This window comes from Nonomuraea sp. NPDC049400, from assembly GCF_044466425.1.
GTDB lineage: Bacteria > Actinomycetota > Actinomycetes > Streptosporangiales > Streptosporangiaceae > Nonomuraea.
This window is the reverse complement of sequence record NZ_JBITMP010000075.1, coordinates 23,928-43,923: the sequence shown is the minus strand read 5'-3', so window position 1 is coordinate 43,923 and position 19,996 is coordinate 23,928. Positions and strand designations below refer to the sequence as shown.

Below are 19,996 nucleotides of genomic sequence, written 5' to 3'. Positions count from 1 at the left end.
TCATCGAACTCGATATCGCCTACCCAGGACGGATCAGATAAAGAGGGTTCTCCATCACCCGGAAAGGATCTTTACACACTTGAAGTGACAAGCTCGACAAGAACTCCGGGCTGGTCTGACCCGGCTGGTGCCGATCGCGTTAGACCCGACTGTCCGCTGGACGGTCAGGCAGCGTGGAGCCAGGAATCCCCTCGGCTTGAGACAGGGGAGCAGTCAATGTCGAGGCCATGATGAAGGGAGTGCGTCGCCATCATGGTGATCCAGTACGGCTTGCGCCTCGGCGATGCGGACGTGGCAGGCTTGCGCGATGTCGGTCCACGACGTTTTGTCGTCGCGCAGGGCCTGTACCGCCTCGCGCAAGGCCGTGTGATAGAGCAAGCGCGCCTCGGCGAGCGCGTCGAGTTCAGGCGAGTGGGGGTGTATCTGCAGGGGCGGTGGCGTTGCGGTGCCGAAACGTAGCGCCAGCGCCTGTTGCGCGCCGGTGTGCAGGTGAGCCAGCGTGCGGCCGTGGACGACGATGCCATGCTGGTCGGCCGGGGTGATCCACTGCCGGTGCAGGCGGATGGCCGGCAGGACGATGGTGCCTTCGTCTGGGGTGGGTTCGGCCGTGGGTTCGGTGTCGGTCACGTGTCTGCCTCCAAAAGTGCGATGACCTGGTCGGCTACCGCCGCTGGCAGGTCGCCGCGTGGCAGGACAAATTGGCGGCCGCCGGCCTCGTACAGAACGTGGGTGTCGCTCTGCCGTACCGTCGCCACCTGGAGCCCGCGTTGGGCGGCGGCCTCATGCACGCGATCCCAGCCCGGTGCTTGCCGCTCTCGCATCTGCGCGGTCACCAACTGGGTCTCGTACCACTCCTGCAGGGTCACGATCGCCGGATGGGCCTGCTCACGCGACCACACCCAGTCGGCGATGGGATTAGCACGGCCACGGTTCGTGCGTGCCGCCCGCCGGTTGAACACCTGATAGCCGCTGTACTTGGGCTGGGCGAGCATTCTGCGGACGCGTCGCGCGGCCCACAGTAGCTGTCCGTCGGCCAGCGGATGCCGGTCAAGGTCGCCGGCCAGTACACGGGCGATTTCGCCGTCTCCCATGCGCTGGTCTCGGCGGAGCCGGAACACTTCCACGACGGTGTCGGCGCGGCGGCGGTCGGGGTGTAGCGTGAGCCGCATTTTGGGGCGCCCGCCGCCGAACCGGTTTGCGGTCGCAGGAGCATCAGGGTCGACGACGGCGATGTAGCCGTAGCAGGGTTGTCCGTGCCGGTAGCCGTTGGCGGCGTGCTGGCGCTGACCACGCATGGATTGCTCCACGAGCTCGTGCCGGTAGATCTCGGTGCGGACCTGGGAGGTACGGCGCAGCTCCAGCCGCCCGCTGGTCATGCCGCCGCGGGGTTCGTTGGCGCATTCCAACGAGACACCGCGGGACAACAGGTGATACTCGACCTGGAGGCTGGCCAGCATGTCCCGGGCGACGCGGCCGATGCGTTCACACGCCACCCGGTTGATGTCGCCGCGCTCGACGCACTCCAGCAGCTCGCGCAGCCCGCCGTCGCGCGGCACGGGCACGCCAAGCCGTGCGTAATCCTCAGCGGAGGCCTGGCTGCGCTCGTCCAGGCCGAGCATGCCCGACTCCACATCCCAGAAGTAGGCGGTGAACTCCTCGCCGGGGGCCAGGAGCGCGGAAGCCTCGGCGACCTGGCCCGCGATCGAGGAGCGGGGATCCTGGTTGTCCTTGGTGGAGCAACGGCCGACGAACGCCGTCCTGGGCGGCCGGGTGGTGGCGGTCTGGTAGCCGGGCAGGCTGCTGAGATCGATCGGGGGGTCGAACATGGGCCCGTCCTTGCGCGGTAGAGGAGACACCGAAGAGAGCCCATTCGAGGAAAGGGCTCCACCCCCACATGCGTGGGGAGCATCCCCGCTAGCGCGGGGCCGACGGACGGCCGACACAGCCATCACCGTCCGCGATTTCCGTGGACCACCCCCGAGCCTGCGGGGCGTGTGGCCATGATCGGAAGGAGTCCTACCGTGGCATGCACCACCCGCACATGGCAAGCCCCGTCGGGGCTGGCGAGTTTTAAGAGTGCGGTCTGTGAGTTCATGTCGGTGATGTCGCAGTGTGATCGGATGGATTTGTAGCGTTACTACCGGCCAGCGGGCTCGGATGTGCTGGGATGGCCGCGTGACCGAGCGCAAGCCCTACCCCAGTGACTTAACCGACGCCCAGTGGGCCTTGATTGAACCGGTGCTCACCGCATGGAAAGCCGCGCACCCGTCAGTCAGCGGCCACGACGGCAACTACGAACTGCGCGAGATCGTGAACGCCATCCGCTATCAGGGACGAACCGGCGTCCAATGGGACTATCTCCCGCACGACCTGCCTCCCAAGAGCGCGACGTATTACTACTTCGGCAAGTGGCGCGACGACGGCACCGACAAGACGATCCACGACCTGCTGCGCTGGCATCTGCGGGAGAAGAAAAACGATTAGCCGACCCGAGCCTGGTCGTGCTGGACACCCAGAGCGTCCATGTCGCGGCCGGGGTCCCCGCCTCTACCACCGGAAAAGACGCCGCGAAGCGAGTACCGGGGAGAAAGCGCGGTCTGGCGGTGGACGTGCTGGGCCTGGTCATCGCCGTCGTCATGATGGCCGCCTCGGTCCACGAGAATGTCGCCGGGATCGCCCTGCTGGACCAGGTCGCCGCCACCACCGAGGGCACCGTGACCAAGGCGCTGGCCGACCAGGGGTTCAAGCACGCCGTCGTCGCGCATGGCGCCGGTCTTGGGATCGACGTGGAGATCGTCCAACGCAACCCCGCCGACAAGGGGTTCGTCCCCCAGCCCAAGAGATGGGTCGTCGAGCAAACGTACGGAATCTTGATGTTCCACCGGCGTCTGATCCGCGACCACGAGCACCTTCCGGCCAGTTCCGAATCACGGGTGTATTGGGCAATGACGGATGTGATGTCCCGCCGCCTGACCCGTGGTACGGCATCCGCGTGGCGGTGGACATGACCGGGCCCGACGTGCGCCAGTCCGACCCCGGCAGCTGGCTCCTGGACCGGATCGACGCCCGCGAGCGCTCCCTGACCTGCCAGGTCGAGCAGACCCAGGCGGAGATCGACACTCTGACCGCGCGCCTGGGCGAACTCAGCGAGGCGATCGAACACCTGCGGATCAGCCGCAAGACCCTCATCTCCCTCGCCGAGGAGGATCTCGCCCCGGTCCAACCGGTCGCGCCGCCGCCGGCTGTCCCCGATCACCCGGCCTACCAGCAGATTCTCGCCGTTTTCGGCGAGACCGGCGGCTCCCTGCGCGCCCGAGACCTGGCCATGGCCATGGACCTGCCGCTGACGCAGAACGACATCCAGAATGTCCGCGCCAAGCTCAAACGCCTGGCCAGCCGCGGCATCCTCGTCGAGACCGAGCCGGGATTGTTCACCCAGCCGCGCCCATAGCCGGACCGGTGAACCTCCGACCAGCCGACCTATCCCAACCCCAACGACGAAAGGGACATCAGCTCGCGGAACGCACTCTAAGTGAAGAGTGGACTGGCTGTTGACCCAGATACGGATCGCCTGAGACAGGTAGTTGCTGCTCAGGTGGCGGTTGCTGCTGGTGCCGGTGATCGGAGGATCAGGTTTCGGGGCTGGCCGCGGGAACCGTCATGTGGACCCGGTGCCGCTGCCAGGCCCTGATCACTTGGGCGGCGAGGTGACACGTACCGAAGGCGCAGGTGCCAGCGTAAGCCAGACTATTGGAAGGGCGCCATGCGAGCGAAGGATCGGAAGCATGAACCGCCTCGGTGTAAAGGGTTCAATGCCATAGCGAATCGGCACAAGCGCCGCTTGTGGCCAGTGTGCCTCGTAAGATGCTCCGCAACGGAAAATTCAGCCGCATGTATCAGCAAGTCGGATCGTCGCCCTCTGGACTATAGGACATGTCGGGTGCGGAGCAGTCGTGGATGTCACTCAAGTCCCAGCCCGAGAATAAAAGCTGGCGCATTATGTCATCTATGCGACGGCTTTCTTGCCATCTGCGCCAAAGTCGTAGCAGGTCAAGCATGCGGGCGGTCTGATTTATGCTGGGCCGCCTTCATTGGGGCCGCCTTTGTTGACTTTCTTCTGTAACCACGCGCTTTTGACAGTACTGACCGGCAGAAGCGTCGACAAGCTCATCGGAACGCTTCTCGTTATCCGGATATCCCAACTCGGCCGACCCCTGATTTGTGCAGGCAATCCGCCGCTGGATGTGGAATTTCTACTACATCACTTTCTCCCGAGATGTTTCTGCCGGGCGCCGATATAGACTACTGGATATAACGGGATTGAGGATTATCAGGAAGGCTGACCTGCAGGGAGCAAAAGCGGCAGGCGAAAAGACTCCTCGACGCTGAATTGCATGAATCCCGCGCGCATGAAAGAAAGGCGGAGCTGGAAAGCGGCCCGAAGTCTCTGAGCCGGTCGACCGACGAGAAAACCGCAGAGGAAGATCAGTAGCCGAACTGGCGCGCCATGAGCGCGGATGAGTGCGGCGCGGTCCGAGCGTGCCCCATGGGGGAGGAGATGACTGAACAGTACGACGAGATCCATGGGCTCAGTAGCCCTGGAGAATTCAGCAGCTTCCAAGAATGGCTGAACTCCATGATCAGCAACGGCGGCCTACGAGAGGTCCCTGTCCAGTCGCGCTACGGCGACATGGAGAACTTCGAAGAAAGATGGTTCCTCGACTCCCTTGGCGTAGTCTGGCGGCTCGTCTCACCGCAGCCGCCGTTCATGGGCGTCTTCCTCCCGGTCCCCTTGCCACAGCATAAGATGGGCTGGTGGGCAAAACCCGCCCCTGAAGGCGGGCCCCAGTTTCACCCGTGAAACCAGGTGTCCGCATTTCTGGACCGGCATGTCCGTTTACCTGCACTTCTCGGTGGCCGTTCACGCGGCTGCGCACGGCATCGGCGTGCTCGTTGGTGCGCACGATGGTGCCGCAGCCGAGAACACAGTGATCCAGCCTCGGATTGTCCTGGCCTCCGGCGCGTCAGCATAGCTACGCACGAAGACCTCCCTGCGTTCGAGAGCGCCTTCGGGGTGTGCCGGTCCTGCTGGGCCGAGGCAATCGCGTGCAGTGGTGCCATCTCGGCCAGGCAGCGTCGCGACCGAGGTATTGGGGGTTCCGCCCAAGGTTAGGCGTGATCTACCCGAGAGGAGGATTCTTCCTCTGAAAGATATTCGCGTTGCGTGTGGTCGGCGCGTGTGTGTGGGACCGTCTGCACATGGCAGAAAACGATGATGAGGACGACAGCTCCTCAGCTAGGGAATCGTCCGATGCTCTCCCTGTCGCAGCGCTGGGAGAAATTGGGCGGACGGTCCGGGACGCCCTAGGAAGCCGCACCCGGACCTTCCGCTTGTGCGCGATCCTCGCGACCGTTGGTGCGAGTATCACTCCACCGTTGATTATCGCACTGGCGATAGTCCAGACGATCATCAACGCGCGGTAGCAGCAGCTTTCCAGGAGGAGCAAGGTTGTTCCACTGACCGGTGGAAAGAGTTTGATCCTCCTGGGGGCTTTCTTTATCAAGGGAGGGTTCCCCTCGGCCGGGGTGTACATTTCTCTACCAAGAAATTCGAACATGGCATCGCATTCTGGGGTTTTCCGTTTTGTCGGCGTCTGGGTGCTGGACGAGTCGCTGCATCTTCCCTGAACCGGGAAGTTGATCAGGAGTTGGCTGGTGAGCCCTGTTCAGGCAGGGAGTTCTGGCCGCCAAATCGACATGCTGCTCCCAAGAGACCCGGCACCACGGTTGAAAATGGCCCTCGATTGCTGTGTCGTGGGGGACGTGTAGAAGCAACCTTCCCGCGGCCGCGTCGATGATGGCGAGCTCACCGCTGGTGGTCAAGTCGTACAGGAGACGGCGCCTCCGGTCGAGGCCTGGGACTCAAGCGCGGCACGCCCTGACCGCTTCGTCGGCCAGTGCAGCCGAGTGTGCGATCCCTCACAAGGATGATGAGATACCGCGACCGGGGCGCCGCGCCCACCGTCTGTCTACACGCTGGATGGGCGTGGCCGTTCATAGGTGAGCTGCCACAGTCTGGCGTCCTTCACCAGCGGGTCGGCGTCGACCAGCTTCCCCGGCCCGATCAGGTGTGCGGATTCGTCGAGCAGCGCGCCCAGCAGCGGCCACACCAGCCAGGCGATCCGCCGGTGCTGGGCGAGGAAGCGGTCATCGTCCGGGCCGGCGAGGTGGGGCGGGATGGAGGCGCGGATGTCCTGCTCGGACCAGGCCACGGTGGGCTGGTCGGCATGCACGATCACCGGGACGAGCTGATCCCACCCGCGCCCGAGGTCGACCAGGAACCGCAGCTCCGTGCGATCCGTCGCGGTGTCGTGCTCCAAGTGGATGTAAGTGCCGTACACCCAGTTGGGTGCGCCCTCGTCGTTGGGGACGGGCGTCACCAGGTAGTAGCACGCGCCGCCCAGCATTTCCAGGAGCCGCGGGCGGGAGATGGGCAGGTGAACGTCCTCCGGTCGGGCGGACGGGGGAGCGGGCACGGCGGCGTCGGCGACGTCGGCCGAGGGGGTGACGATGTGGCGGCCGACGAGCTCCCATTGGGCTACGGCCGCTACGCGGGCGATGTCGCCTGCGACGCTCGGGCCGCGGCCGTGGCGTTGCACGAGCGCGGCAGCGGCGCCCATCGGCAGCCAGCACCATTCGGGCCAGGTCGGCATGGAGGGGCGGCCGCGGTCACCGGCCATGATCTTGAGAGTGCGCAGGGCGGTGGGGTAGCGGCATTGCAGTTCGCCGACGTGCCCGGCGATGCGGGCGGCGGCCTGCGTGGTCAGTGTGTCGCGGGGATCGGACATGGCGGTCTGAGGCATCGAACAGTGTTCCTTGAACATGACGGAGGTGCCGCACGTCAAAAGGGCGTGCAGCGTCCTATGTGTTTCCATCCTCAGCCCCGAGGGACTGCCGCTTCTTGCCCGCCGTGGCGGGTCGGCAGACAGAGTCTGCCGACGATTCAACTTTGCGAGACGACCATAGCCGAGGGCGCCGACAGAACGAGGAGATCCCAGTGCTCTTGTCGGGAGGGCCGGGTCGACGCAGGCACTGGGGGCGCCTGTCGGGCGTCGACGTGCTGCCCGTGTGGCAGACCTCCGATAGCGGTGTCCTGTCCATCAGAGGCGATCGGCTTGTGCACGTATTCAGCGAAGGCGCCGGGGCCTCCCCCGGGCCGGCCGAAGCCGCGGAGTGCGCGTGCCCATTCGCCGCAGCCGGCGGTGTGCTGCCATCTCACCAACCGATACCAGACACGATGGCGCGCGATACCGCCGCGCGAGTATGGTGAAGGCATGGCCATGACCATTCGCTTCACCGATGAAGAAACCGAGCAGCTTCGCCAGCAGGCCGCTGAAGAAGGCGTGGCCATGGCAGAGGTTGTGCGCCGGGCCGTCACCGAACGCATCAAACGACAGTCTGTGCTCAACAGGCTCCGGGAAGCCTGGGGCACCCCCCCAGATGAACACATAGAACGCGCTGCAGCCTCACTGAACATCGACCCGGACCGCGCCGCCGAACTCCTCGGCGTCACCCGGCACCGAGCCGCCTCCTAACAGGTCGTCGCCCGTGCCCGCCCCCCACACGTTCGGAGCGTCCGGACGCATCCTTGACACGTCCGCACTCGCGCAAGCCGCCACCGGCAAAAGCATCTACGCTCGCACCCTCATCGAGTTGGCGCTCGCTTCCGGGACCAACACGCTCCTCATCCCCGTCACCGCCTACATACCGGCCCTCGCCGACATCCCGCAGGATCTGCGCTGGACGCTGATGATTCTTACCACCAGCCCCGGAGTGCACCTGGACTTGATTGACGACCGCGAAAAAGCACACGAGATCGCCGACCTCGGCGCCCCCGACCCAGCTCTTGCGCACGTCGCTTGGTGCGGCCTTCAGTACGGCTGGCCGCTCGTCACCGACCGCGGACCTGATCTCCTGCGGGTCTCCCCTGATCTGCACATCGAGTCGCTGCCCTGAACCAGGCTCGCGTAGTGCGGCGGCTTTGACGTTATGGTGCCTATTGTCCGAATCCATGCCGGCGGGGCCGCAGCGCTGTTGTTCCTACGCGCCGCGCACGGCCGGCCCGCCGCCGTCGCCGTGCAGGACCTGCTCTGCACCGATCACGACTCGGTGGTCGGCGCTGATCAATTCGAGGCGCAGCGAGCCGCCGGCGCCCCTGCAGCGCGGGGTGCGGTTCTGCATGGCGTTCACTGCCCTCCTGACGACGGCTGTGGGCATCACCTGGTACGGGCCTGCCAAGGAAGAGCTGAAAATTGAGGTGGTCCTTCCGGGCGGCGTCCGTTGCGGCGAAGTGGTCCGGATACAGGCGGGAAGACTGACCTTCGAAGACCGACAGGGGTGAGACGACCGTGAGCCTCCAGCAAGCCGACGGGATCAAGCCCGTGGATTCCTGCACAAGAGCCCTCGAGAAGAACTCGTAACACGCATCAAGATATGCACGCCACGTCCCTTCGTGTCGCGTGTTGAACTGCGCGGCTCGGAGGGCTTCGTCGTCCAGTTCGTAAGTCTGCAAAGGGTTTGAGCCTTGAGGAGGCCCGTAACATCGAACCTCGTCGATGGAACTTTCAGGGACGGCCTCGCCCCTCGAGGTGGGGGCCGCCAAGCTGCTGCAGCGATCGAAGCCGAGTTGCAGACTGGGTCGGAAGCGGCTCCCGCACTGCTGAACGGCATGGTCGTCGTGACGGCTTCCTGAGATGGGCGACAATCGAGGCCAGGCGCGACCGCACATCCGGCACTCCATCAGGAAGGCGTTGCCTCGTGTCCCTCCCCTCGCCGTACGGCATTACCTCTGGGCTTGATCCGGTTTGACGGACATCCGAGATCAGGGGCTTGTCCCCGGAAGGATGTCCATGATGGAGAGCATGGGGAAGAAGAAGCCGCGTCCTCGCCGCTCGTTCACGCCGGAGTTCAAAGCCGAGATCGTCGAGCTGTGCCAGCGCGGTGACCGCTCGGTCGGGCAGGTAGCCAAGGACTTCGACCTGACCGAGACCGCGGTGCGCCAATGGATCCGCCAGGCCGAGGTCGACGCCGGTCAACGGGACGGGCTGACCAGCAGCGAACGCCAGGAACTGGAGGCGTTGCGGCGGGAGAACCGGCGGCTGCGTGAGGACGTCGACGTCCTCAAGCGAGCGACGGCTTTCTTCGCCAAGGAGACCCGGTGAACGTGCACCCGTTCATCGAGGCGGAAAAGCAGGACGGCCACAGCGTCAAACGGGCCTGTGAGCTGCTGAGAGTCTCCCGTGCCGCCTTCTACGCCCGCCGCAGTGGCGTGCCCGGGCCCCGCGCGATGCGCGACCGGGAGCTGGCCAACCGCATCACCGAGGTGCACGCGCGCTCACGAGGCAGCTACGGCGCGCCGCGCGTGCATGCGCAGCTGCAGCGAGACGGGCAGCAGTGTGGCCGGCGGCGGGTGGCCCGGCTCATGCGCGCGCTCGGCCTGACCGGCCGGCACCGGCGCCGCCGGCAGCAGACCACCATCCCCGACCCGAACGCCGAGGCCCGACCGGACCTGATCGGCCGTGACTTCACGCCCGATGCAGCCGCCGTCGATACCCGCTGGTGCGGCGACATCACGTATATTCCGACCGAGGAGGGCTGGCTGTATCTGGCCACCGTCATCGACATCGCCTCACGCCGGGTGGTCGGCTGGGCGACGGCCGACCACCTGCGCACCGACCTGGTCGCCAAGGCCCTGCGCCAGGCCTGTGCACGCCGCCGCCCCACCGGGCCGGTGATCTTTCACTCGGACAGGGGCTGTCAGTACACCAGCGCCGCCTACGCCGCCCTGGCTGAACGGCTCGGGGTGCGGCTGTCGGTCGGACGCACCGGCCAATCCCTCTTAACCGGCTAATACGAATGTTTCCCCAGGTCAGCGACACACCGTGATCTGCTACCTGCTGGCCGGATGGGGTCATCGCAGGTACATCTGTTCTCATGATCGAACAAGGACTCCGGCTCGAAGCGCGTGAGGGTAGCTGGATGCTGGCCGGACCGTCCGCCGAGCAGTTCGTCGTGGTCGATGAGTATCTGGCGTATCTGGCAGACCGGAACTACTCGCCCAAGACCGTCCGCGCTTACGGCTATGACCTGCTGGCATTCTGCCGCTGGCTGGCGACCGAGGACGTGTCGCTGGGCGAGGTGACGACCGAGACGCTGCTGAAGTTCTTGCACGCCTGTCGGGAGGCCAAGGTTCCCGGGCGTCGCGGCGGCCCGAACGTCGTCACCTTGTCGGGCCGTCGGATGGATCAGTACGCCGCCACGACGATCAACCGGCGGCTGGCGGCCATCTCGGGGCTGTTCACGTTCGTCACGATGCGCGACCCGGAGTCCATCAACCCGGTCCCGAAAGGACGCGAGGCGCGCTGGCGGGTGGCCGGCGAGCGGTCCGGGATGCTCGCGCACACGATCCGCCGTCCGAAGAATCGCTCCTCGCTACGACTGCGCGAGCCCCGGCGCCTGCCCAAAGCGCTGTCCCAGACCCAGGCGGCCGACCTGCTGGCCAGCTTCCACACCTGGCGAGACCGAGCGATCGCGGGCCTGATGCTGTATTGCGGGCTGCGCTCTGCCGAGGTGCTCGGCTTGAACGTCGCCGACGCCGACATCGGTGGCCGCTGGGCGAGCGTGATCGGCAAAGGCGATCGGCAGCGGCGCGTCCCATTGGACGCCGACGTCGCCTCGGTCATCCAGGTATATCTGCTGGCTGAGCGTCCCGAGTCGACCGAGCAGCGGCTGTTCCTGGTGGCCAAGGGCCCCAACCGGGGACGACCGCTCACGGCGGCCGGGCTGCGCACGATCTTCCGCTATCACCGCGCCGTCAGCGGGATCACCGCTGGTCATCCCCACGCGCTGCGGCACACCTTCGGCACCGCACTGGCCGAAGCCGGAGTCGACCTGGCGGTGATGCAGGCGTTGCTCGGTCACGCGCACGTCGACACCACCGCCCGCTATATCCATCTGGCACCCGCCCACGTGAAAGCCGAGTTCGATGCCGCACGCAGCCGCATCCGCGCCCAGCACTAGCCTGCACGCCGATTACCTGGACTATCTGCAGCGGACCGGGCGAGGCAACCGTCCCTATCAGCAGGCCGCGCGAGTGTTCTTCGAGCGTTGGCCCGACCCCGGGTGCTGGGCCGCCGAGCCGTTGGAGATCCGCTTGTCGGCTGATGCGCACACTCGGCCGATCATCACCTTCCTCATGCTGCACCGCGGACTACGACCCGGCTACGACTACCTGCTGGAACGCAAACTGTCCACGTTCTGGCGAGAGATCGAGGACTCGCCCATCGCTGCGGGAGTGCAGCGCTTCATGACCACCGCCGAGGACCTCGGCTTCTCCTTGCGCGTGCGTCTGGCCACCGGCTCTCAGGTGCCGGCCCGGCTACTCATCCAGGCCGGACGCCCTCTGGAGCAGCTCACCTTGGACGATCTGGAAGAGTTCGCCGCCGCCTGCGTCGCCCGCAGCGCCCGCACCGGCAAGGACCACCGCCACTACCTGTCCGCGCTCAGCAACGCCCAGCGGGTCCTGTTCCACCTGGGCATTATCGACACGCTGCCGAGGATGGGCGGGCCGGTCCCCTTCGAGCAGCGGCTGGCCGAGGTGGCAGAACCGATCCGCACCACGATGATCGCCTACCTGGAACGCAAGCGCGCCACCTGTCAGCCCAAGACCGTCTCCGCGATCGCCACCCGGCTCAAACACTTCGGCCTCTTCCTCACCCACATCGATCCCGGACTCACCTCGATCGCCAAGCTGGACCGCCAGCGTCACATCGAGCCCTACCTCACCGCCCTGGTCGACGCCGTCAACCCCAAGAACGGCGAAGTCATCACCGTCGCCGACCGCTCCCGCCGGGTGATCGCGCTGACCGGCTTCCTCACCGACATCACCGAGTGGGGCTGGGCCGAGGCGCCCGCCCGCAAGCTGGTGTTCCGTGATGACAACCCCAAGCTCCCGCAGGTGCTGCCCCGCTACCTGCCCGTCGATGCCGATCGCCGCCTGACCGAAGAGCTCCGCGACCGTCCCGGCAACCAACTGGCCGCCTGCGCCCTAAGGTTGCAACGCGCCTGCGGGCTACGCATCGGAGAACTTCTGGACCTGGAACTCGACTGCGTCCATGAGGTTCCCGGCCACGGCAGCTGGCTGAAGATCGGCCTCGGGAAGCTGGAGACCGAACGCATGGTCCCCCTCGATGAAGAGATCCTCGACCTGATCGACCGCACCATCGAGCTCCGAACGCATGGCAGACCCATGCCGCATCCCCGCTACCGACGTCCGGCTCAGTTCCTGTTCACCCACCACGGACGCCGCCTCGGCCAAGGCGCCATCCGCGCCGAACTCGATCGCGCCGCTCAGCAAGCCGGGCTCGGTCGCATCACCTCCCACCAGCTTCGCCACACCTACGCCACGGCCCTGGTGAACGCCGGGGTCTCGTTGCAGGCGTTGATGGCGTTGCTCGGACACGCCTCCGCTGAAATGAGCTTGCGCTATGGACGACTGTTCGACACCACCGTCCGCTCCGAATACGAACGAGCCCTCGACCTGGCCAAACAACAAGCCCGCACCCCGGCCCCCGGCCGTGTCCACCTGCCCCTGGCCGACATCACCGGCGGCAAGGACTGGAAGGACACCCCACTGATCAAATCCAGAATGGCCGGCGGCTTCTGCCTACGCGCACCCGCCCAAGGCGCCTGCATCTACGCCAACATCTGGGAACACTGCCCCAGCTTCCACACCGAACCTAGCTCGTTGCCCATCCTCGCCGCCCAGCGTGTCGACGCAGACGCGCTTGCCCAAGACGCCGAGAATCGAGGCTGGATCGCCGAAGCCGAACGACACCGCCGGCTCATCACCCGACTCGACCATCTGATCAGCGAGGCCCACGCCGGATGACCAGCAGCGACACCCTCCACCGCGTCGAGAAGGCATGCGCCCAGCTCCGCCGCGACGGCCAACCCGTCACCTTCATCGCCGTCGCCCACCTCACCGGGCTAGGCCGCACCAGCCTCTACCGCAGCCCCAGCCTCCGCGCCGTCATCGAGGAAAACCGCCGCCGCGCCGCCACCAACGGCACCCTCACCGGCCTCCTCGAGGAAATACGAAACCTCCAAACCGCCCTGGAAGCCGTCGCTGCACGCGTCCGGCGCCACGAAGAGCAACTCCGCCGACTTACTACTCGGGTGAGCTGAAAGCGTTAACCGGCCAACGCCCAGAACCGGCTTCATTAGCCGGATAATGCTGGGACAACGCACTGGCCGAGTCGTTCTTCGCCACCCTCAAGGGCGAACTCCTCGACACCCAGCCCTGGCCCACCCGCGCCGCCGCCCGCAGCGCGATCTTCGAGTTCATCGAGGGACCCTGTTGCTCAATTGGGTGGCATCGTTCGGCGTCGGGTGCTGATCATCTGTTGGATGATCTTCGCTGCGGCGTTCCCCCCTCTGTCATCGCCGCAGGATGAGGTGAGCGGTGTCGATGCAGGCGCGTCCGTGGCCGCAGGTGCCCGAACTGACGGCGGCCGTGGCGCAGGCAGCATTTCCCAAGGGTTGTCTGGCGATGCGGGTGCGCGACGAACTGGGGATGCTGTTCGCGGATGAGGAGTTCGCCTCCGCGTTCGGACGGCGGGGACGTCCCGGGATATCGCCTGGTCAGCTGGCTTTGGTGTCGGTGATGCAGTTTGCCGAGAACCTCACCGACCGCCAGGCGGCGCACGCGGTGCGATCTCGGATCGACTGGAAATATCTGCTGGGGCTGGAACTGTCGGATGCGGGATTCGACTTCACCGTGCTCAGCGGTTTCCGAGATCGTCTGCTCCATCATGGGCTGGAGATGAAGGTCTTGGATGTGATGTTGGCGAAGTTGGCCGAACGAGGCTTGGTCGCCTCCGGTGGTCGGCAACGCAGCGATTCCACCCATGTGCTGGGTGCGGTGCGCATTCTCAACAGGCTGGAATTTGTCGGTGAGACGCTGCGGGCCGGGCTGGAAGCACTGGCCGCGGCCGCGCCGCAATGGCTCATCGCCCATGTCGAGCCGCGCTGGATCGAGGAGTATGGATCCAGGACAGAGGCCTATCGGCTCCCGCGCGAGGAGGATGAACGCGCTGCGTTGGCTCGGCGGATCGGGGCCGACGGGTACCGGCTGCTGGAGGCAGTTCACAGCGTCGATGCGCCGCGATGGCTGCGCCAGATCAGCGCAGTGGACACGTTACGGACGGTGTGGATCCAGCAGTTCCAGCGCACCACGGGGACCGACGGCGGCCGGGAGGTGATCTGGCGCAAGGGCGACGACCTTCCACCGGGACGAGATCTGGTGAGCTCGCCTTATGACGTCCAGGCCCGTTACGCGATCAAACGCGGATCCAGTTGGACGGGCTATAAGGTCCATCTCACTGAGACGTGTGACGGTCCTGCTCTCGGCCGGCCGCATCTGATCACGAACGTGGTCACTACCGACGCCACGGTTCCCGACGTGCAGGTGACCGAGCAAATCCATGCCGATCTGCACGCCAGGCGCATGTTGCCCGGCGAGCACGTCGTGGATGCCGGCTACACCTCCGCTGGCCTGCTGGTGGCCTCAGCGCGTGATCATGGGGTGACCTTGCTGGGACCGGTACGGCCCGACACCACCCGGCAAGCCGGACTCGCTGCCGGCTATGGCGTGAGCGCTTTCACCATCGACTGGGACGCCCGCCAGGCCACATGCCCGCAAGGACAGGCCAGCCGGTACTGGACCGAGGGCCGCGACAAGGGCGGGTTGCCAGCGATCCGGATCCGCTTCGCCGCCGCCACCTGCCACCCATGCCCGAGCCGTGAGCAGTGCACCAGTTCGTTGCGCTACGGTCGCCAACTGACCATCCGTCCACGCCAGGAGCATCAAGTGCTCCAACAGATCCGTGTCGATCAGGCCACTGACGAGTGGCAGATGCGGTATGCGGTCCGCTCTGGCGTCGAAGGCACCATCCACCAGGCCGTTGCCACCACGGGGGCCCGCCGAACCCGCTACATCGGCCTGGCCAAGACCCGCCTTGCGCATGTGTTTACCGCCGCCGCTATCAACATGATTCGGCTCGACGCCTGGTGGACGGCAGCCCCGCTCGCCCGCACCAGAATCTCCCACCTCGCTGCTCTTGACCTGGCACTGACTGCCTGAACGGAATTGGGCAACAGGGTCATCGAGGGCTGGTACAACCTGCACCGCTTGCACAGCAGCCTGGACTACCGTAGCCCCGCTGACTTCGAGGCCACCGCGGCCTGAACACCACAAAGAGGGTGTCCGTCAAAGCGGAACAAGCTCAATACTGGATGTCGTGGGCAATGTGGAGACCAATGTGAGGGTTTTGCCCTGCGCATATGCTGCCCTGCAGACGATCGTGGCCAGGAGAGGGCTCTCGCGCGATGAGACGGTCCGCCGACTGCTGAGCGAGTATGTCGAGCGGCAGGAGCACCTGGATCCCGAAGAGCGGCTCACTCACGTCTCAACGGTGCTGCGCTATCCGCTCCCTGCCTTCTGGCCCAAGGCGCCGAGGCCGGATCGACCGCTGCGGCTGCGGTTGCCTTCCGACCTTGGGCCGCGAGCCCGTGCGGTCTCCCTTCGTCTTGCGGGCCAGTCGCCTCGAGCCCACCGCGACTATCAGAGCCGGTCGCTGACCGATGCGGTGATGACTGCGATCGCTGTCGAGGAGCCGTTCGTCGATGAGGTCCTCGACGGTCTGCTGCCGCTGCTGCGGCACGGCTCAGCCCGCGGGTTGTGGTATCTGGCCGTCGCGGCCACGAGCACCGCGCCGGAGCTGGCCGTGCTCACCAAAGCCGAGATCCTGAGGGCGACCGGACCCGGAAGCCCTCCCAGAACCTCTCAGGAGGAGCGGCTGCTGCTGGTTGCGGAGGCGCTGGAACAGGAGGTGGCCTGGCATGGGTCGGTGCGCTTCCAGGTGGCCGCGAACATCGCCCGTGACCTTCTGACCGGCCCAAACGCCGCCCAGAACGAGAAGATGCTGCACCAGCAGGGACAGCAGTGGGAAAGACTCCTGGTGGACCTGCGTGATGGCGGCACGGCCCGGGCCCGATACCGCGCCGGAGTGATCGAGGCGAGTGGGGTCGGACGCGGCGCCACCGCGGTATGGCGGGCCGAGCGCCTCGTGGAAAGCCAGAATTTCGCGGACTGGTTGATCAACGCATCGGTGGATCATCCGGTTAAGCGGAAAATCCGGCCACCGGGCTGGATCACGCGGCTGCCAGCGCACTGGCACGGCCGGAGGGTCGCAGCCGCCGCGCCGGCGCCCGAACCGTACGCGGGCTGGTTGGCCAACGGGCGGGTCCTTGCCTTCCGGCATCAGGAGCGGCACGTGGTCTGGCCTCTGATCCCTACTCCAGGCCGTCCGGGATTGGCGCCGGTCCCCGGGATCGAGCCGGTCCTCCGCGCCGCCTCCAAGGTCCGCGCGGACCAGCTCGTGGCGTTCATCGAAGCCATCTTGATCGACTGGAGCGGTGAGGACGACCCCTTCGGGATCGGAGACGAACATCCCGAGTTCGATATGAGGCTCCGCCTCCCGGTCGACAAGGCCCACGAGTTCGGGTTCCTCGACGCCCTGGAGAAGCGGCGCGCGATGACCGACGCCCGCGCAGCGACCCTGCGCTCGATGACCGACATCATCAAGTCGATTCCCAGCTCCGAACCCGGGTTGCGGCGCAGACTGGAAGAGGCGTATGGCAACACGCGCCAGTTTGGGCGCATCGCCCGGGATGCTAGAAAGATCTGGGGTGTTAGGTTCAACTTCACCGTCACCCAGGCGTGGTGGTACTGGCCGGGCGGCTCGGTAGCCGACGCGCTGACCGCGGGAAACCGCCCTGACCTTGTGGAGTGCCTCGCCGGCTGGGCGTTCAGGCAAAGCTCTCTGATCTTGGAGCTGGTCATGCGGAGAGCATGGGACGACGCGTTCAACGACTACAGAGACGTCAGCGTGTGACATCCACCGTTACCCAGCCTCCCGGTCACTTCCGCTGAACTGGATCCAGGCCCGCGCAGGAGAGCCCGGGCACCCGAGATCCGCGTACGAGCTCGTACGCCCGGTAGAGGAGTTCGCATGCAGCCCGGAACCCGAATGGTCGCGTCCTCGGCCATGGCCGGCATCGGCGGTGTGGCCACTGCGTTGGCCGGGGCACCGTGGTGGATCACCGTGGGGGCCTACGGCTGCTTCGCCCTCGTCCTCATAGTCATGGTGGTCCAGACGATCTTCCCGCAGGAGTCGGCTGATCGTCTGGAGTGGTGGCGTGACCACCGCCGCCACCAGCGCCTGGCCGCCCACAAGAACGCGGTCGGCACGAAGCCACCGCACCGCACTGCGTCGTGAACTCCGCCCGACTTCCAGAACACGGTTCTGGTGATGATGAAGATCCGCCAGCTCAAGGCTCCTCCGCCAGCTGAGCTGCTGGTCCGCCGGCTGAAGCACTCAGTCGCAGCGGTCCAATGTGCGCGCGGCCGCAGCCCGTACCTCATGTCAACAACTCGTTGACATGAGGTACGTAAGAGGGTGGCGCGTCCCTTGGGAAACGGCTACCGTGATGGCACGGCCACGCGGAGATGGCCGAAGCCCGCCTTGGGTGCCCATGACCCCTGGCATTGGGGCGAAGGTGCCCGTCCTTCTCGGTGAGAAGGTACAGCCTGGCATCAGCCGCGAGTGATTCACCGAACGCTGCCCCTATGGCAGCGTCGAACGCCGTGCCGTCGCCTGTACTTCTTCGTGGTGATCGCGCACCGGTCATGGGCTGGTCGCGCGAGGAAGGCTCGGTCATGACCACCCACCACACCCACGAGGACGCTGCCGCCCAGACCTGCCTGACCGGCGCCGCTGACACCCCATCCGGTAGGGCGACCCGACCCGGACGGCGGCGGCGGACCCTCGCGCACAGCGCCACCCAGTTGCGCCGCGCCTTGGACTTCACTGAAGATCAGTTCAGCCGTTGCCGCGCGGCTGGCTTGATCCCCGACCCTGACCTCAAGACGCCCAGGTGGAGCGGCCCGAAAGTCGACGAGCTCGTCGCTGACCGCGAGCGGCTGCTGGAGGCCATTCCCGACGACTTCGCCGACAACGAGCTGCGCGCCGCGCTCGGCCTGGACTACGGGGCCTGGCGGCGCGGCCGCGACGCCGCGGTGATCCCGGACCCGGACCGGCCGCCGTACTGGACCCGTGTCTTGGCCCGGCAGCTCCTTGCCGACCGCGACCTGGTGGCGCGGATCCCGCCACAGCCGCTCGGAGCGCGTCGCTGCGCCGAGCGCCTGGCCGCCGCGACCGGACTGCAGGTGCAGGCGGACGACATCACCGAGCTTGCCGAGCGGGGCATGCTCGCGCCGGTGGGCGAGTACGAGGGCTGGCCGTTGTACGACCCGGACGCAGCGGCCGGCCTGGCCGAAGGGCCCGACAGCCCGCTCGCCGCGGTGGTCGCCGCACGCCAGGCGTGGCTGGCCGATTCGATCAACCCAGGCGATGCTGCCGCGTGGCTTGGCTAGACAGAAGCCGAGCTCGCCAGCCAGGCAGCCCACCACGGTATGCGGCTCTGTCGCTTCGACCGTTACGCCCGCGCCGACATCGCTACGCTCGCCGGCGACGAGTCTCTGGTGGATGAGGTGCGCCGCGCCCGGCTGCTGGGCCCCACCCTCGCGGCCGAGCACTTGGACATTCGCCGCATCGACCTCGATCACCTGGTAGCGGCTGGCTGGCTCGCCCCCGCCCGGCACGAGCTGCGCGAACTGCGCGGCCACAGCGGCCGCCGCTTCAAGGACATCACGGTGCCGGTGTTCACCCTCGGCGCCCTGGAAGATGTGCTGACGTGCCCGGGGTGGACTGGGAAGCTGTCCGCGCGGTGCGGCTGGGCCGCCCCTCGGCATTGCGCGAGTACACCCCGCTACCGATCAGCCGCGCCACCGCGATCCGGGGGTTCGCCGCCGACCTGGCCACCGAGCACCAGATCGAGGTGTGGCCGCGCTGGCAGCCCCTCGAGGACGTGTGGGTCCTGGACTGGGAACCCGGCAGCGACGGCACCCCCACCGCCGAGCAGGTCCAGCAAGCACTGCTCGCCCACCCGGCTGCCGCCCGGCACGCCGAGCACGTGCGGCTGTCCAGCGAGATCGGCGACGTGATCAGCTGGGCCCGGCGCATGCGCCAGCCCGGCCAGGCGGTCATCGTCGACTGCGAGACCACGGACCTGGACGGTGTGATCATCGAAATCGCCGTTCTGGCCGCCGACGGCTCGGGCCGGCTCCTGCTGGACACGCTCGTCAACCCGGGCGACGCGTCGATTAGCGCCGAAGCCCAGGCCGTGCACGGGATCAGCGCGGCCGACCTGCGCGGCGCCCCCACCTGGGAACAGGTCCTGCCTCGCTTCCTGGACGCGGCCGGCCAGGCAACGATCTTGGCCTACAACGCCGACTTGGACCGCGGCCGCGTGGCCGCCACCCAGCGGGCCAGCGGACTTGATCCCGCACAGCTACCCACGCGGAGCCGGTGGGCCTGCCTGATGCAGGCGCTGACGGTGTGGCGGCGCAGTCACTGGTGGCTACCACTGGGCGGCGCCCACCGTGCTGCGGGCGATGCCCGTGAAGCCGACCGCGTGCTGGCCACCCTCTGCGTTCCCCGAGAGTTCGCGAATTCTGAAGGACGGTCTGGCCGGAACTTGCGGTGAGAGACGGACCTTGGCGGGTGCCAGGGCCTTGGGTTCGTGAACCTGGGGTGGTTGGAGCGCGCCGCAACCGTCGCCCGAGCCGGTCAACCTCCAGCAGTGCTGGCTGAGCGGGCCGGCGCCCGCAAGCGCGGCCGCCATGGCGGGCGGCCGCGGGTTTTCGACAACGACATGATCGGTTATGCGCTGTCGTTGCCCGAGCGCGGCGTCGCCGACATCGCCTGCAAGCTGGTTGTCCCCACGGCCAAGAACAAGGGCAAGCATCCCTAGG

General features: G+C 66.7%; 19 protein-coding genes and 2 pseudogenes. 17 read left to right on the top strand and 4 right to left on the bottom strand.

What is annotated here, in order from left to right; all coding sequences use genetic code 11:
* Window positions 1-213: 213 nt before the first annotated feature.
* Together ACIBVN_RS55290 and ACIBVN_RS55285 are read right to left on the bottom strand one after the other, a co-directional pair.
* The gene (locus ACIBVN_RS55290; RefSeq protein WP_397150053.1) at window positions 214-627 is read right to left on the bottom strand and encodes a hypothetical protein; all 414 of its coding nucleotides are present in this window, start codon (window positions 625-627) and stop codon (window positions 214-216) included.
* Window positions 624-1,826, bottom strand: a complete 1,203-nt coding sequence (locus ACIBVN_RS55285) for a recombinase family protein (RefSeq protein ID WP_397150051.1) — start codon at window positions 1,824-1,826, stop codon at window positions 624-626. Before ACIBVN_RS55285 ends, ACIBVN_RS55290 begins: the two co-directional genes overlap by 4 nt.
* A gap of 349 nt (window positions 1,827-2,175) precedes the next feature.
* On the opposite strand from ACIBVN_RS55285, the pseudogene ACIBVN_RS55280 reads away from it, so the two are divergent.
* From ACIBVN_RS55280 to ACIBVN_RS55270, 3 genes and pseudogenes are all read left to right on the top strand, one after another.
* Window positions 2,176-3,008, top strand: a pseudogene (locus tag ACIBVN_RS55280) (IS5 family transposase).
* Window positions 3,005-3,451, top strand: a complete 447-nt coding sequence (locus ACIBVN_RS55275; protein ID WP_397150049.1) for a hypothetical protein — start codon at window positions 3,005-3,007, stop codon at window positions 3,449-3,451. Before ACIBVN_RS55280 ends, ACIBVN_RS55275 begins: the two are co-directional and overlap by 4 nt.
* A gap of 1,107 nt (window positions 3,452-4,558) precedes the next feature.
* Window positions 4,559-4,861 carry a hypothetical protein gene (locus ACIBVN_RS55270; RefSeq protein WP_397150048.1) on the top strand — a complete coding sequence of 101 codons (303 nt, stop codon included), beginning with the start codon at window positions 4,559-4,561 and terminating at the stop codon, window positions 4,859-4,861.
* A 1,168-nt stretch (window positions 4,862-6,029) separates the two neighbouring features.
* On the opposite strand, the gene ACIBVN_RS55265 is transcribed toward ACIBVN_RS55270, so the two are convergent.
* Complete coding sequence (locus tag ACIBVN_RS55265) at window positions 6,030-6,863, bottom strand: hypothetical protein (RefSeq protein ID WP_397150046.1); 834 nt, start codon at window positions 6,861-6,863, stop codon at window positions 6,030-6,032.
* A gap of 471 nt (window positions 6,864-7,334) precedes the next feature.
* Here ACIBVN_RS55265 and ACIBVN_RS55260 point away from each other — a divergent pair, with 471 nt between their 5' ends.
* Both ACIBVN_RS55260 and ACIBVN_RS55255 read left to right on the top strand, forming a co-directional pair.
* Window positions 7,335-7,595 carry a hypothetical protein gene (locus ACIBVN_RS55260; protein WP_397150044.1) on the top strand — a complete coding sequence of 87 codons (261 nt, stop codon included), beginning with the start codon at window positions 7,335-7,337 and terminating at the stop codon, window positions 7,593-7,595.
* A 118-nt stretch (window positions 7,596-7,713) separates the two neighbouring features.
* Window positions 7,714-8,016, top strand: a complete 303-nt coding sequence (locus ACIBVN_RS55255; RefSeq protein ID WP_397150043.1) for a hypothetical protein — start codon at window positions 7,714-7,716, stop codon at window positions 8,014-8,016.
* 84 nt (window positions 8,017-8,100) lie between these two features.
* Here ACIBVN_RS55255 and ACIBVN_RS55250 read toward each other — a convergent pair whose 3' ends face one another.
* Window positions 8,101-8,250, bottom strand: a complete 150-nt coding sequence (locus ACIBVN_RS55250; RefSeq protein WP_397150041.1) for a hypothetical protein — start codon at window positions 8,248-8,250, stop codon at window positions 8,101-8,103.
* A 659-nt stretch (window positions 8,251-8,909) separates the two neighbouring features.
* Here ACIBVN_RS55250 and ACIBVN_RS55245 point away from each other — a divergent pair.
* The 12 genes and pseudogenes from ACIBVN_RS55245 to ACIBVN_RS55190 all read left to right on the top strand — a co-directional run bounded on the left by ACIBVN_RS55245 (window position 8,910) and on the right by ACIBVN_RS55190 (window position 19,995).
* The gene (locus ACIBVN_RS55245; RefSeq protein WP_397150039.1) at window positions 8,910-9,221 is read left to right on the top strand and encodes a transposase; all 312 of its coding nucleotides are present in this window, start codon (window positions 8,910-8,912) and stop codon (window positions 9,219-9,221) included.
* Complete coding sequence (locus ACIBVN_RS55240) at window positions 9,218-9,910, top strand: IS3 family transposase (protein WP_397150037.1); 693 nt, start codon at window positions 9,218-9,220, stop codon at window positions 9,908-9,910. The genes ACIBVN_RS55245 and ACIBVN_RS55240 overlap by 4 nt, the downstream gene beginning before the upstream one ends.
* 83 nt (window positions 9,911-9,993) lie before the next feature.
* Window positions 9,994-11,079, top strand: coding sequence for a tyrosine-type recombinase/integrase (locus ACIBVN_RS55235; protein ID WP_397150035.1), 1,086 nt, complete (start codon window positions 9,994-9,996; stop codon window positions 11,077-11,079).
* Entirely contained in the window at window positions 11,045-12,949 is a 1,905-nt protein-coding gene (locus tag ACIBVN_RS55230; RefSeq protein ID WP_397150033.1) for a tyrosine-type recombinase/integrase, read from the top strand. The genes ACIBVN_RS55235 and ACIBVN_RS55230 overlap by 35 nt, the downstream gene beginning before the upstream one ends.
* Window positions 12,946-13,245: a hypothetical protein gene (locus ACIBVN_RS55225; RefSeq protein WP_397150032.1), complete on the top strand. Its 300-nt coding sequence runs from the start codon at window positions 12,946-12,948 to the stop codon at window positions 13,243-13,245. Before ACIBVN_RS55230 ends, ACIBVN_RS55225 begins: the two co-directional genes overlap by 4 nt.
* Before the next feature lie 47 nt (window positions 13,246-13,292).
* A pseudogene (locus ACIBVN_RS55220) lies at window positions 13,293-13,409 on the top strand (integrase core domain-containing protein); the annotation flags it as partial.
* Window positions 13,410-13,522: 113 nt separating this feature from the next.
* Complete coding sequence (locus ACIBVN_RS55215) at window positions 13,523-15,202, top strand: IS1182 family transposase (RefSeq protein ID WP_397150030.1); 1,680 nt, start codon at window positions 13,523-13,525, stop codon at window positions 15,200-15,202.
* Between the two features lie 157 nt (window positions 15,203-15,359).
* Window positions 15,360-17,015, top strand: coding sequence for a hypothetical protein (locus tag ACIBVN_RS55210; protein ID WP_397150028.1), 1,656 nt, complete (start codon window positions 15,360-15,362; stop codon window positions 17,013-17,015).
* 117 nt (window positions 17,016-17,132) lie between these two features.
* Window positions 17,133-17,399: a hypothetical protein gene (locus ACIBVN_RS55205; protein ID WP_397150026.1), complete on the top strand. Its 267-nt coding sequence runs from the start codon at window positions 17,133-17,135 to the stop codon at window positions 17,397-17,399.
* Window positions 17,400-17,839: 440 nt separating this feature from the next.
* Window positions 17,840-18,556: a hypothetical protein gene (locus ACIBVN_RS55200; protein WP_397150024.1), complete on the top strand. Its 717-nt coding sequence runs from the start codon at window positions 17,840-17,842 to the stop codon at window positions 18,554-18,556.
* Window positions 18,557-18,885: 329 nt separating this feature from the next.
* Window positions 18,886-19,728, top strand: a complete 843-nt coding sequence (locus tag ACIBVN_RS55195; RefSeq protein WP_397150023.1) for a 3'-5' exonuclease — start codon at window positions 18,886-18,888, stop codon at window positions 19,726-19,728.
* Window positions 19,729-19,824: 96 nt separating this feature from the next.
* Entirely contained in the window at window positions 19,825-19,995 is a 171-nt protein-coding gene (locus ACIBVN_RS55190) for a hypothetical protein (protein WP_397150021.1), read from the top strand.
* Window position 19,996 lies beyond the last annotated feature (1 nt).

Bases quoted from the DNA above. Each gene is read 5' to 3' on its own strand.
- ACIBVN_RS55285 (WP_397150051.1), bottom strand. From the start codon at position 1,826: ATGTTCGACCCCCCGATCGATCTCAGCAGCCTGCCCGGCTACCAGACC.
- ACIBVN_RS55275 (WP_397150049.1), top strand. From the start codon at position 3,005: ATGACCGGGCCCGACGTGCGCCAGTCCGACCCCGGCAGCTGGCTCCTG.
- ACIBVN_RS55270 (WP_397150048.1), top strand. From the start codon at position 4,559: ATGACTGAACAGTACGACGAGATCCATGGGCTCAGTAGCCCTGGAGAA.
- ACIBVN_RS55265 (WP_397150046.1), bottom strand. From the start codon at position 6,863: ATGCCTCAGACCGCCATGTCCGATCCCCGCGACACACTGACCACGCAG.
- ACIBVN_RS55260 (WP_397150044.1), top strand. From the start codon at position 7,335: ATGGCCATGACCATTCGCTTCACCGATGAAGAAACCGAGCAGCTTCGC.
- ACIBVN_RS55245 (WP_397150039.1), top strand. From the start codon at position 8,910: ATGATGGAGAGCATGGGGAAGAAGAAGCCGCGTCCTCGCCGCTCGTTC.
- ACIBVN_RS55235 (WP_397150035.1), top strand. From the start codon at position 9,994: ATGATCGAACAAGGACTCCGGCTCGAAGCGCGTGAGGGTAGCTGGATG.
- ACIBVN_RS55230 (WP_397150033.1), top strand. From the start codon at position 11,045: ATGCCGCACGCAGCCGCATCCGCGCCCAGCACTAGCCTGCACGCCGAT.
- ACIBVN_RS55225 (WP_397150032.1), top strand. From the start codon at position 12,946: ATGACCAGCAGCGACACCCTCCACCGCGTCGAGAAGGCATGCGCCCAG.
- ACIBVN_RS55205 (WP_397150026.1), top strand. From the start codon at position 17,133: ATGCAGCCCGGAACCCGAATGGTCGCGTCCTCGGCCATGGCCGGCATC.
- ACIBVN_RS55200 (WP_397150024.1), top strand. From the start codon at position 17,840: ATGACCACCCACCACACCCACGAGGACGCTGCCGCCCAGACCTGCCTG.